This is a genomic window from Affinirhizobium lemnae (assembly GCF_022968395.1).
Lineage (GTDB): Bacteria > Pseudomonadota > Alphaproteobacteria > Rhizobiales > Rhizobiaceae > Neorhizobium > Neorhizobium lemnae.
In genome coordinates this window covers 1-12,895 of record NZ_JALJQZ010000047.1, presented here as the reverse complement: position 1 = coordinate 12,895, position 12,895 = coordinate 1, and the positions used below count along the sequence as shown (strand labels likewise).

Annotated in this window: 8 protein-coding genes; 7 read left to right on the top strand and 1 reads right to left on the bottom strand. The window is 57.7% G+C overall.

The window, feature by feature from the left end; translation table 11 throughout:
* Window positions 1-4 precede the first annotated feature (4 nt).
* The 7 genes from MUU53_RS19550 to clpB all read left to right on the top strand — a co-directional run bounded on the left by MUU53_RS19550 (window position 5) and on the right by clpB (window position 10,553).
* Window positions 5-739, top strand: a complete 735-nt coding sequence (locus tag MUU53_RS19550) for an SH3 domain-containing protein (protein WP_247262383.1) — start codon at window positions 5-7, stop codon at window positions 737-739.
* A gap of 218 nt (window positions 740-957) precedes the next feature.
* Window positions 958-2,232 carry an aspartate kinase gene (locus MUU53_RS19545; RefSeq protein ID WP_247262382.1) on the top strand — a complete coding sequence of 425 codons (1,275 nt, stop codon included), beginning with the start codon at window positions 958-960 and terminating at the stop codon, window positions 2,230-2,232.
* 88 nt (window positions 2,233-2,320) lie between these two features.
* Entirely contained in the window at window positions 2,321-4,591 is a 2,271-nt protein-coding gene (ptsP, locus tag MUU53_RS19540; protein WP_062556274.1) for a phosphoenolpyruvate--protein phosphotransferase, read from the top strand.
* Window positions 4,592-4,618: 27 nt separating this feature from the next.
* The gene (prfA, locus tag MUU53_RS19535) at window positions 4,619-5,698 is read left to right on the top strand and encodes a peptide chain release factor 1 (protein ID WP_165134335.1); all 1,080 of its coding nucleotides are present in this window, start codon (window positions 4,619-4,621) and stop codon (window positions 5,696-5,698) included.
* Between the two features lie 2 nt (window positions 5,699-5,700).
* Complete coding sequence (prmC, locus tag MUU53_RS19530; RefSeq protein ID WP_247262381.1) at window positions 5,701-6,576, top strand: peptide chain release factor N(5)-glutamine methyltransferase; 876 nt, start codon at window positions 5,701-5,703, stop codon at window positions 6,574-6,576.
* A 304-nt stretch (window positions 6,577-6,880) separates the two neighbouring features.
* On the top strand, window positions 6,881-7,705 hold the full coding sequence (locus tag MUU53_RS19525; protein ID WP_247262380.1) for a DUF4167 domain-containing protein: 825 nt from the start codon (window positions 6,881-6,883) through the stop codon (window positions 7,703-7,705).
* 247 nt (window positions 7,706-7,952) lie between these two features.
* Window positions 7,953-10,553, top strand: coding sequence for an ATP-dependent chaperone ClpB (gene clpB, locus MUU53_RS19520; protein WP_247262379.1), 2,601 nt, complete (start codon window positions 7,953-7,955; stop codon window positions 10,551-10,553).
* A gap of 58 nt (window positions 10,554-10,611) precedes the next feature.
* Here clpB and MUU53_RS19515 read toward each other — a convergent pair whose 3' ends face one another.
* On the bottom strand, window positions 10,612-12,552 hold the full coding sequence (locus MUU53_RS19515; RefSeq protein ID WP_247262378.1) for a M23 family metallopeptidase: 1,941 nt from the start codon (window positions 12,550-12,552) through the stop codon (window positions 10,612-10,614).
* Window positions 12,553-12,895 lie beyond the last annotated feature (343 nt).

Below are 12,895 nucleotides of genomic sequence, written 5' to 3'. Positions count from 1 at the left end.
ACCTGTGAGACGTCATATTTTAAAGGCTTTGGCAGTCGCGGGTCTATGTGCGGTTCCGGCTGTTGCATCCGCCGCGACCAATGGTTTTGCCACGGCCAATGTCAACATGCGGTCCGGACCCAGCACGCGTTATCCGGCTGTGGTGGTTATTCCGGTCGGTGCGCCGATCGTCATCAATGGTTGCCTGAATACCGTCAACTGGTGCGACGTGACATTTGCGCGTGGTCGCGGCTGGGTTTCCGGCAACTATATCCAGGCAACGTTCCGTCAGAACCGCGTCTATGTTGCGCCGAACTATTATCGCTCGCTCGGCATTCCAACCATTACGTTTGACGTGGATACCTACTGGGGCCGCTACTATCGCGATCGCGACTTCTATCGCGAGCGGGATCGCTGGCGCAGCTGGGATTACCGTCGTGATCTGCCGCCGCCTCCACCTCCGGGCTGGAGCGATCGCAGGCCGGAACCGGACTGGAACCGCGACCGCGATCGGTATCGCTACGAAGACCGGAACCGCTATGACAATGGCGACCGTCGCGATCCGCGCTGGGATAATCGCGAGCCGGAACGTCGGGATCCGCGTTGGGACAATCGTCAGGGCGAAAACCGCCCGGGCGAGTCCGAGCGTCCCCGTCCGATGCCGCAGCCGCAGGTCGAGGAGGCTGATCCCGGTCGTCAGTTCCGCGGCGGCTTCCGGGGTTGCACGCCGGGCAATCCGTGCGAAATTCCGGGCAACTGATTGTAGACTGCGTGGGCTGCCGCAGAGGCGGTCCACGCAACCCTGCTTTGCCATTTCTTTCGCATCCGAGCGACCTTCCGCAACGAATCGCTTTTCCGTTGCGCCCAACTAACCTTTTCGCTAAGACGACGCCGCAAGCTCTGGCCGCCAAGGTCAGCGCCAACGGGGTTCAAGTCGCGCCCGCTCCCAACGGCGCGCAAAGGTGGTTTTGATCAGCGATGGCACGCATTGTCATGAAGTTCGGCGGCACCTCGGTCGCCAATCTCGAGCGCATCCATAACGTTGCGCGCCATGTAAAACGCGAAGTCGACGCAGGCCATGAAGTGGCCGTTGTCGTCTCCGCAATGTCGGGCAAGACAAACGAACTTGTAGGCTGGGTACAGGATACGCCGAAGGTGGCCGGTGCCTCTTCGCCATTCTACGATGCGCGCGAATATGACGCCGTCGTGGCATCTGGCGAGCAGGTGACATCCGGTCTTCTGGCCATTGCACTGCAATCCATGGGCATCAATGCCCGTTCCTGGCAGGGTTGGCAGATCCCGATCAGAACCGATAATGCGCATGGCGCTGCCCGCATTCTCGATATCGACGGTTCCGACATAATCCGCCGCATGGGCGAGGGCCAGGTGGCCGTAATTGCTGGCTTCCAGGGCCTGGGTCCGGACAATCGCATCGCGACGCTCGGCCGTGGTGGGTCCGATACATCTGCAGTCGCCATTGCTGCGGCAGTCAAGGCGGACCGCTGCGACATCTACACGGATGTGGACGGCGTCTACACCACGGATCCACGCATCGTGCCCAAGGCGCGGCGCATGAAGAAGATTTCGTTCGAGGAAATGCTGGAAATGGCCTCCCTCGGCGCGAAGGTTTTGCAGGTTCGCTCTGTCGAGCTTGCCATGGTGCACAAGGTTCGCACCTTCGTTCGCTCCAGTTTCGAGGATCCCGATGCGCCGGGCATGGGTGACCTCATCAATCCGCCCGGCACTTTGATTTGCGACGAGGAAGAGATCGTGGAACAGGAAGTCGTTACCGGCATCGCCTATGCCAAGGATGAAGCGCAGATTTCGTTGCGCCGCGTAGCGGACCGCCCCGGCGTATCAGCCGCTATCTTTGGCCCGCTCGCTGAAGCGCACATCAATGTCGACATGATCGTCCAGAATATTTCTGAAGACGGTTCGAAGACCGACATGACGTTCACCGTGCCGTTTGGTGACGTTGAAAAGGCAATGCAGGTTCTGCATTCCAACAAAGACAAGATCGGCTTCGACGTCGTGCAGAACGAAACCGGCATGTGCAAGGTTTCCGTTGTCGGTATCGGCATGCGCAGCCATGCCGGCGTTGCTGCAACGGCCTTCAAGGCGCTTGCCGAGAAGAGCATCAACATCCGTGCGATCACCACATCCGAGATCAAGATCTCGATCCTGATCGACGGCGCCTATTCGGAACTTGCGGTTCGCACTTTGCATTCTGCTTACGGTCTCGATAAGAGTTGATATCGAACCGGCGCGGTTGCGTCGTCCGAATGGGCGGCGCATGATCTTCCGGATAGAATGAATGATAGATTCGGGAGTACAGATGCCGATGAGAGACCTGTCGGCGGGCCCGCGCGTCCTGCTTAAAAGATTGCGGGAACTGATGGCTGAACCGCTCGAGCCGCAGGAGCGTCTTGACCGGATCGTTCGCCAGATTGCCAGCAACATGGTGGCCGAAGTGTGTTCGGTCTATGTGTTGCGTTCGGATGGCGTGCTCGAACTTTATGCTACCGAAGGTCTCAACAAGGATGCCGTTCACCTTGCCCAATTGAAAATGGGGCAAGGTCTTGTCGGCACGATTGCCGCATCTGCCCAACCACTCAATCTTTCGGATGCGCAGGCGCATCCAGCATTCCGCTATCTCCCTGAAACGGGAGAGGAAATCTACCATTCGTTCCTCGGTGTGCCGATCCTGAGAGCCGGTCGCACTTTGGGCGTTCTCGTCGTTCAGAACAAGGCGCAGCGCAACTACCGCGAAGACGAGGTAGAGGCGATGGAAACCACCGCAATGGTGATCGCCGAGATGATTGCGACCGGAGAACTGAAGAAGATTACCCAGCCGGGTCTTGAGCTGGATCTCACCCGTGCCATCACCATCGATGCCGATGGTTACAATGAAGGTATCGGTCTCGGCCATGTCGTTCTGCATGAGCCGCGCGTCGTCGTTACCAATCTCCTGAACGAGGACGCTGACAAGGAAATCAGCCGTCTGGCGGAAGCCATCGGTTCGCTGCGGCTGTCCATTGATGATATGCTGTCGCGTCGCGAAGTGGCGCAAGAGGGCGAGCACCGCGAGGTTCTTGAGACATACCGCATGTTCGCCCACGATCAGGGTTGGGTTCGACGGATGGAAGAGGCCATCCGCAACGGTTTGACGGCGGAAGCAGCCGTCGAAAAGGTACAGAGCGACACCAAGGCTCGGATGATGCGCCTGACGGACCCGTATCTGCGCGAACGGATGCACGATTTCGATGATCTGGCGAACCGTCTGCTGCGGCAGCTCACCGGCTTTTCCGGCCGTGCCATGGATCAGAGCTTCCCGAGCGATGCAATCGTTTTTGCCCGCGCGATGGGTGCCGCCGAGCTTCTGGACTATCCGCGCGCCAATCTGCGTGGCCTCGTGCTGGAAGATGGAGCGGTCACAAGCCATGTGGTGATTGTTGCCCGTGCGATGGGTATTCCTGTTATCGGTCAGGCCGCCGGTGTTGTGGCGCTGGCGGAAAACGGCGATTCGGTCATCATTGATGGGGATGAGGGTCAGGTTCATCTGCGTCCGGTGACGGACCTCGTAAAGGCCTATGAGGAAAAGGTTCGTCTGCGGGCGCGTCGCCAAGAGCAGTTCAGGGCTCTGCGCGATGTGGATCCCGTCACACGTGACGGCAAGCGGATCAGCCTCCTGATGAATGCAGGCCTACTTGTCGACCTGCCGCAACTGGCTGAATCAGGCGCCGATGGTATCGGTCTGTTTCGGACAGAACTTCAGTTCATGATCGCCTCGCAGATGCCGAAGCTAGAAGAGCAGGAAGCTTTCTACCGCAATGTGCTGCGTCAGTCGGCAGGTCACCCCGTCACATTCCGGACGCTGGACATTGGTGGAGACAAGGTTGTTTCCTATTTCCGTGCCCAGGAAGAGGAAAATCCGGCTCTGGGATGGCGCGCAATCCGCTTGTCGCTCGATCGCCCAGGTCTTCTGCGTACCCAGTTGCGTGCGCTGCTGCGGGCGTCTGCCGGCGCAGAGCTCAAGATGATGCTGCCCATGGTGACGGAAGTCTCCGAAATCCGGGCGGTGCGCGACCTGATGCAGAAGGAAGTCCAGCATCTCTCGAAATTCGGCCACAGCCTGCCCCGCAAGTTGCAGTTCGGAGCCATGCTCGAAGTGCCGGCCCTGATGTGGCAACTGGACGAGTTGATGACGGAGGTAGATTTCGTCTCGGTTGGTTCCAACGATCTGTTCCAGTTCTCGATGGCGGCGGATCGCGGCAATGCCCGTGTATCCGATCGCTTCGATATTCTTGGGAAGCCGTTCCTGCGGATCCTGCGCGACATCGTGCGGGCGGCAGATCGCAACAAGACGCCACTGACGCTGTGCGGTGAAATGGCTGGCAAACCTCTCTCTGCGATGGCGCTGCTTGCAATCGGCTTCCGCTCCGTTTCCATGACGCCGACGTCCATCGGACCGGTCAAAGCCATGCTGCTCGGTCTTGACGTCGATCTCCTGGCAGAACAATTGAACCAAGTGCTGGACGATCACCGTTCCAACACGTCGATACGGGAACTGTTGGTAAGCTTTGCGGCTTCCCACAATATTCCGTTGTCGTGATCACAGACATGACTGGAGTTGAGTAGGGTGGCGAAGCTTCCTGTCGACAAGATGCGCGAGCTGGAGCGCCGCTTTGGTGAAATCGAGGCACGCATGGCGGAAGGCCCTGCTGCCGATGTCTATGTCAAGCTGGCCTCGGAATATTCCGAGCTGCAGCCGGTTGTGACGAAAATCCGCGAATACCAGAAAGCCGTTGCAGAGGAAGCAGATCTACGCGCCCTCCTGGCCGACAAGGCGACGGATCGCGAGATGCGTGAACTGGCCGAGCTGGAACTGCCGGAAGCCCAGGAAAAAGTGGAAGCGCTGGAGCAGCAGATGCAGATCCTGCTGCTGCCCAAGGATGCTGCGGATGAAAAAAGCGCCATCCTGGAAATCCGGGCAGGGACGGGAGGCTCGGAAGCGGCACTTTTTGCAGGCGATCTTTTCCGGATGTACGAGCGCTTTTCCTCCACAAAGGGTTGGAAAGTCGAAGTTCTCTCTGCAAGCGAAGGCGAGGCCGGTGGCTACAAGGAAATCATCGCGACGGTGTCCGGCCGCGGCGCCTTTGCCAAGCTGAAGTTCGAATCGGGCGTGCACCGGGTTCAGCGCGTTCCCGAAACCGAGGCCAGTGGCCGAATTCACACCTCTGCTGCAACGGTTGCCGTTCTGCCTGAAGCGGAAGACATCGACATCGAAATCCGGCCGGAAGACATCCGGATTGACACGATGCGCTCCTCTGGCGCAGGCGGACAGCACGTCAACACGACCGATTCCGCGGTGCGAATCACCCATTTGCCGACCGGCCTGATTGTGACCAGTTCGGAAAAGTCACAGCACCAGAACCGGGCCAAGGCCATGCAGGTATTGCGATCTCGTCTCTATGACATAGAGAGACAGAAGGCCGACAGCGAACGCTCCGCCGACCGCAAGAGCCAGGTCGGTTCAGGCGACCGTTCTGAGCGCATCCGTACCTATAATTTTCCGCAGGGCCGTGTAACCGATCACCGCATCAATCTGACGCTCTATAAGCTGGATCGGATGATCGAGGGCGATATAGACGAGATGGTGGACGCCCTGATCTCCGATTATCAGGCAGGTCAGCTGGCTCAACTAGGCGAGCAGGGTTGACCATGCGGCCCGCGCAGCTCGTGGCGCAATGCAAGGCTCGCTTCGCGGAGGCAGGAATTGCTGACGCTGCCTTCGATGCACGCATGCTGGTGCTCAGTCTGCTGGGGCTGGAAACGAAGGATCTACTGATCAAGGGAGATCAGGAGATTGCGGCTGCAGACGTTGCGCGTATTGAAGGCGCAATTCAGCGGCGCCTGGGGCGCGAGCCTGTGCATCGCATTCTGGGCGAACGGGAGTTTAGAGATCTCAAGCTGAAATTGTCTCCTGGCACACTGGAGCCGCGCCCTGATACAGAGGTTCTTGTCGAGGCTCTTCTGCCGTTCGGTCAGGAAATCGCACAGCGAGTATCTTCTCCCCGGCTTCTGGATCTTGGCACAGGAACGGGCGCCATTGCGCTTGCATTGCTGCATGAACTGCCGCAGTTCACAGGCCTGGGTGTCGATATTTCAACGGACGCCCTTGAAACGGCCAAGGTCAATGCCGACCTCAATGGGATAGGCCAGCGTTTCACGACGCTCGAAAGTTGGTGGTTCGAGCATGTTACAGGCCGGTTCGACATAATCGTGTCGAATCCGCCGTATATCGAAACAGCGGTCATTCCACAGCTGGAACCTGAGGTGCGGCTGTTCGATCCCCACCTTGCACTCGATGGCGGCAAGGATGGGCTCGATGCCTATCGGAACATTGCCAGTGCTGCAGGAGACCACCTTGAGCATGGTGGAATTATAGCGGTCGAAATTGGCTATCATCAGAAGCAACTGGTGACGGGTATCTTTATCAGCTGTGGATATACTTTAGAATTCGCCGTACGAGATTACGGCGGAAATGACCGCGTTCTTGTTTTTGCGCAAAAAAACGATGGTTCTGCCACGATTTAGCAGGTTGTTGCAGTCGCGAAAGAAAAGGCTTGGAATTGGACAAGAAGCGGGCTAGTTTGCACGCACGCATTGGGCGGCTGGGAGTGAGCGGAGATTCGTTCAATTTAAGCTCAACCGCAAACTGCTCTCCTTGGAGAGCTTCCGAGGTTGAACAAGACCTGGTGCGTGCATCAGATAAACTGACTTCCACCAGCAGCAGGACGGATCGATCCGCTTGCTTGCGGCACGTGAAGACTGCACCGAAAGAACGGGCAGCCGCGTGGCCCTTAATCAGCAAAGCACAAAGAATTCAGGTGAAAAATCGATGAGGCCAGGACAGCAGAATAAGCGTGGTCGGGGGCGTGGTAATAACAACAACCAGAATGGCGGCGGTGGCGGCGGCGGTAACAATTTTAACCGCAAGGGTTCCAACCCACTGACCCGGACCTATGACAGTTCAGGCCCAGATATAAAAATTCGTGGTACGGCTCAGCACGTAGCCGAAAAATACGCCACATTGGCTCGCGATGCCCAGAGCGCTGGCGACCGCGTCATGGCTGAAAACTATTTGCAGCACGCCGAACACTACAATCGTATCATTGCTGCGGCTCAGGCCCAGATGCAGGAACGCTACCAGCGCGATGATCGCCACGATTATAATGAGCGCGAGCAGGACGATACGGATGGAGGTGATGTTGACGACAACGGCGGCAACCAGCCGCAGATGAGCGCTCCTCAGCCGCAATCGCAGCAGCCTCGTGAACACCGCGACCACCAGCAGCCGCGTGAGCAAAGGGAGCCACGCGAAGGCAGAGAACCGCGTGAGCCTCGCGAGCCTCGTGAACAGAGAGAGACAAGAGAGCAGAGAGAGCCGCGCGAACCAAGACGTGCTCCCGTTCAGGCCGCTCCTGCGCCGATTCTCGATGAGAACGCCGTTGTCGATGGCACTGGTCCGCAGCCAGTCATCGAAGGTGTGCCGGCCGAGGTCGCCTTGGAAGAAGAAGGTGCCACCGCTCAGCCGCAGCGCCAGACCCGTCGTCGCACCCCGGGCATCCGTCCACGTCGTCCACGCCGCACGGCGGAAAGCGAGGAAGGTGCTGAAGCTGCAGGTTCCGATGCACCGGCGCTTGAAGATGTTGCCTCGGAATAAGGCGACGGACGGAAACGCGCGCGCTGTCCAAGCTACATTAGCGCGCCGAGTGTGATTTTTGAGGAACCCTGGCGACAGCCGGGGTTTTTCATTTGAGACGTCTTTAAACTCGAAAAAAATCCTCCCATATCTTTCTCGAAGTCCTGTTTGGAAAAGACCGGACAGGAAGGGCTCGCCTTTGAGGGAGCTCAAACCCAACTATCGGCCTGTGCCTTATAAGGGCAGGGCGATCTACGGAGGTTCATAAATGAATATCGAAAAATATTCCGAGCGCGTTCGCGGTTTTCTCCAGTCCGCCCAGACGCATGCTCTGTCGGAAGGCCATCAGCAATTCACCCCGGAGCATGTCCTCAAGGTGCTGCTCGACGATGACCAAGGCATGGCATCGTCTCTTATCGAGCGCGCTGGCGGGAACGCGAAGGAAGCACGGTTGGGAAATGATGCGGCGCTCGCCAAACTGCCAAAGGTTTCCGGCGGTAACGGGCAGGTGTATCTCTCGCAGCCGCTTGCTCGCGTTTTCTCGACAGCAGAAGATGCTGCCAAGAAGGCTGGCGACAGCTTCGTGACCGTGGAGCGCCTGCTGCTTGCTTTAGCCATCGAAGGCACTGCGTCGACCTCCTCCACCTTGAAGAAGGCTGGGGTTTCTGCTCAGGCGCTCAACCAGGTCATCAACGACATCCGAAAAGGACGCACCGCGGATTCGGCCAATGCTGAGCAGGGGTTTGACGCGCTCAAGAAATTCGCTCGCGACCTGACGGCAGAGGCGCGCGATGGCAGGCTTGATCCCGTGATCGGTCGCGACGACGAGATCCGTCGCACGATCCAGGTTCTGTCGCGTCGTACGAAAAACAATCCCGTTCTGATCGGTGAACCGGGTGTCGGTAAAACGGCGATCGCCGAAGGTCTCGCCCTGCGTATCATCGACGGCGACGTTCCCGAAAGCCTAAAGGATAAGCGATTGATGGCGCTCGATATGGGGGCTCTGATTGCTGGCGCCAAGTATCGCGGTGAATTCGAAGAGCGCCTGAAGAGCGTTCTGAACGAAGTTCAGGCTGAAAATGGTGAAATCATCCTCTTCATCGACGAGATGCACACGCTTGTCGGCGCTGGCAAGGCTGATGGCGCGATGGACGCCTCAAACCTGCTGAAGCCTGCGCTGGCCCGCGGTGAGTTGCATTGCGTTGGTGCCACGACGCTTGATGAATACCGCAAGCACGTGGAAAAAGACCCGGCGCTCGCCCGTCGTTTCCAGCCCGTTGTGGTCGATGAGCCGACGGTTGAGGATACGATTTCGATTCTGCGCGGTCTGAAGGAAAAGTACGAGCAGCACCACAAGGTCCGAATCTCCGATTCGGCACTGGTGTCTGCTGCAACACTTTCCAACCGCTACATTACGGACCGGTTTCTGCCAGACAAGGCCATCGACCTGATGGACGAGGCGGCATCACGCCTGCGGATGCAGGTCGATTCCAAGCCGGAAGAGCTCGATGAACTCGATCGTCGTCTAATCCAGCTCAAGATCGAGCGTGAGGCGCTGAAGAAGGAAACCGATCAGTCGTCTGCGGACCGTTTGAAGCGGCTTGAAACTGAACTGACCGCACTGGAAGAGCAGGCCGATGCGCTGACCGCCCGTTGGCAGTCTGAAAAGCAGAAGCTTGGTCTGGCAGCCGATCTGAAGCGCCAACTCGACGAGGTCCGCAATGAACTCGCTATTGCCCAGCGCAAGGGCGAATATCAGCGCGCCGGAGAGCTGACCTACGGTGTCATCCCGAACCTCGAAAAAGCTTTGAAGGAGGCTGAAGACCGCGATTCGCCTGGTACGTCCATGGTTCAAGAGGTTGTGACCTCGGATGCTATTGCCCATGTGGTGTCGCGCTGGACAGGTATTCCGGTCGACAAGATGCTGGAAGGAGAGCGTGACAAGCTTCTTCGGATGGAAGACGAGCTGGCGAAATCGGTCGTAGGGCAGGGCGATGCAGTACAGGCTGTTTCCCGTGCTGTTCGCCGTTCCCGTGCCGGGCTTCAGGATCCGAACCGGCCAATCGGCTCGTTTATCTTCTTAGGCCCGACGGGCGTGGGCAAGACGGAGCTGACGAAGTCGCTGGCTCGGTTCCTGTTCGATGACGAAACCGCCATGGTTCGCCTCGATATGTCGGAATATATGGAGAAGCACTCTGTATCCCGGTTGATTGGCGCTCCTCCCGGCTATGTCGGCTATGATGAGGGCGGCGCACTGACGGAAGCGATTCGCCGCAAGCCCTACCAGGTGGTCCTGTTCGATGAGATCGAGAAAGCCCATCCGGACGTGTTCAACGTGCTGCTTCAGGTTCTGGATGATGGTCGCCTGACGGATGGCCAGGGTCGGACTGTCGACTTCAAGAACACGATCATCATCATGACGTCGAACCTTGGCGCCGAGTATCTCACGAGCCTTGGCGAAAATCAGGATGTAGATAGCGTTCGGGATCAGGTGATGGATGTCGTCAAGGCGTCCTTCCGGCCTGAGTTCTTGAACCGCGTGGACGAGATCATTCTGTTCCATCGCCTGCGCCGCAACGAAATGGGCGCGATTGTGGATATCCAGATGAAGCGGCTGTTGTCGCTTTTGGCGGACCGCAAGATCGCAATCGAGCTTGGCGACGATGCCCGTGAATGGTTGGCCGACAAGGGCTATGACCCGGTTTACGGTGCGCGTCCCTTGAAGCGGGTCATTCAGAAGTATCTCCAGGATCCATTGGCGGAACAGATTCTGGGCGGCCAGATCGTGGACGGCGCAACGGTGAAGGTTTCTGCCGGGTCTGACCGATTGCTCTTCTATGTGAGGAAGGACGTTGCCGAAGCAGCGTGATGGAGGATTGAAATGGCGGCTCCGGCCGCCATTTCTCATTTTGGCCGCGCCAGGTGGTTTAACGGCTTGCGACCATTTCGCCCGTATTGGATGCCAGAAGCGCATCGATGCGTTTGCGTTCGTCCTCGAACTTGGCAAGCGCGGTGCCGCTGAGCGATTTGCCACCGGGCAGGCGCACTTTCATCGCATCTACCTTTGTTCCGTTGACGATCAGCTCGTAATGCAGATGCGCGCCGGTCGAGGAACCAGTCGAGCCCACATAGCCTATGACTTGGCCCTGCGTGATTTTGGCCCCTTCGCGGACACCTTTGGCAATAGCGCTCTGGTGGTTGTAAGAGGTTTCATAGCCGTTAGCATGACGAATAATCGTCTGGTTACCGTAACCGGACGCCCATCCGGCCTTTTCAACTACGCCGTTACCGGTTGCAATGATAGGTGTGCCACGAGAGGCCGCCCAGTCCGTTCCGGTATGCATGCGCGAATAGCCGAGAATGGGATGTCGCCGCATGCCGAAGCCAGAGGTCAAACGACCGTTTGGAACGGGGTTGCGAAGGAGGAACTGCCTTATGCTCTTGCCATCCTGATCGAAATAATCCACCGAATTGTCATCAGGATTCTGGAAACGGTAGAACCGTGTCGTCGTATCCCCAAACCGTGCATTGACATAGAGAAGTTCGGACTTCGGTCCGGCCGCACCCTTGTCGTTCGCGGCAGAGAAAAACGCCTCGATCGTGTCGCTCGGCTTCAACTGCGCCTGGAGATCTATGGTGCTTGCGAGCAGCTTGACCATCAGCGATGTCATTTCCTGCGTCATACCGTAGGAAAGTGCAGCCTTGTAGATCCCATCATAGACGCTCGGTAGGTCGCGACCGGCAAGAATGACCGGCTTGTCATTTGAGAAGGCCGTGTCCACGGCATCCAGATGGCTCGGCTCAAGACCGGTCTTATAGGTACCCCGGTCGTCAAGTGCGATGGTCGCAAGATGCACGTTCTGCCGGTAGACGCTGACGCGAATGACCGACACCATCTCCCCTTCCTGGATAAGGCCGACCCGAAGGACGTCGCCCTGCTCGAGATTGGGACTGACCAGTCGCGAGGAAAGTTCCCGACCGATCTCGCTGGATTTCTCCTTAGGATAACCCACGGCCACAAGCGCATCTGCAATCGTCGTATTCCTGCGGATGGGTATCACGTCATCAGCATAATCACGCGTTTTTGGTGTCACAGGCTCTGGCACGGATACAGTCATGTTCTGTTCAAGGATGCGCGCAGAAATCTGTGAGCCGAGCGAGAGAACATCGTCTTCGTCCTCACCGTCGAAGCGTTGCGGGTCGACATAATACATCGCCGCGATCTGGCTGCTGCCATCCGTCAGAAGGGAGCCATTGGAGCGGACGTTTTCCTCGACTTCGTCTACGGTCATGCCAGGTGCATAATCCAAAGGCGCTTTCGTTGTCGGGAAGGCAACTGTCTGCAGGCTGATTTCTGACTCGACCTGCGCGCCGTAGATCACGCCCGTGGACGCTCCGCCTGGATCTGGTTGGGATTCGCCTGTGGAAAAGATCGTTAGCGGATCAAAGCTAGGGTAATTTTCCTGGGTGACGTGGTTCGCAGCGAGCGTCATCCGAACATGTGAAAAGGGCTGCTTGCGAACCACCTCGCGGTTCCCCTCCTTCACCATGGTAGAGACCTCCATCACCTTGCGGTCCGTCGGCATGGCGATGACATTGCCGACGAAAAGGCGCTTGCCGCGCGAAACCGTATCATTGGCGTGAGACGGAAGGGATGCGAATGCCTCCGCCGGGATTGCCAGACGTTGACGCCCATCCAGCGCTGCAAACAGAGCAACACCCATGAGTACCGAAGAGGTAATTCCAGTAAGGAACGTACCGGAGAGCCACCGAAGTGATATCTCGCGCCGATCAGGAGAACGACGGCCATCCGCCAGTATCGGTTCCTCGTTGCCGAGCGAAGAAACCATGTTGCGTGGCGGAACCATGTCGTGAAGCCATCCCCGTTTCCAACCGTCTATCGCGGTCATTCCTTTACGATGTGCCAAATTCAAGGCGGCATGTCAAAACCAGCCACGAACAGACATTGAAAGCGTGCTCTAGAGATAGATTGTGAAAATTCGCGGGCAAGGCGATTGCATCGGGCGCTGAGGGTGCCGTTGTGTGCTGTTTGGTGGTTGTTTTAGCGGCTTTGGCTTTGAGGTTTTGGGTGGTTTGTTGTGGATGGAGGAGAATTACGTTTGGATTTCAGTCACTTATCATTTTCGTTGACTGATTTTGAAATCGTGTGTTGACGGATAAAATTGGTTTGCCTATAAGCCGTGTCACTGA

Excerpts from the sequence above, each read along its gene's own strand:
- MUU53_RS19545 (WP_247262382.1), top strand. The coding sequence starts at position 958 with ATGGCACGCATTGTCATGAAGTTCGGCGGCACCTCGGTCGCCAATCTC.
- ptsP (WP_062556274.1), top strand. The coding sequence starts at position 2,321 with ATGAGAGACCTGTCGGCGGGCCCGCGCGTCCTGCTTAAAAGATTGCGG.
- prmC (WP_247262381.1), top strand. The coding sequence starts at position 5,701 with ATGCGGCCCGCGCAGCTCGTGGCGCAATGCAAGGCTCGCTTCGCGGAG.
- MUU53_RS19525 (WP_247262380.1), top strand. The coding sequence starts at position 6,881 with ATGAGGCCAGGACAGCAGAATAAGCGTGGTCGGGGGCGTGGTAATAAC.
- clpB (WP_247262379.1), top strand. The coding sequence starts at position 7,953 with ATGAATATCGAAAAATATTCCGAGCGCGTTCGCGGTTTTCTCCAGTCC.
- MUU53_RS19515 (WP_247262378.1), bottom strand. The coding sequence starts at position 12,552 with ATGGTTCCGCCACGCAACATGGTTTCTTCGCTCGGCAACGAGGAACCG.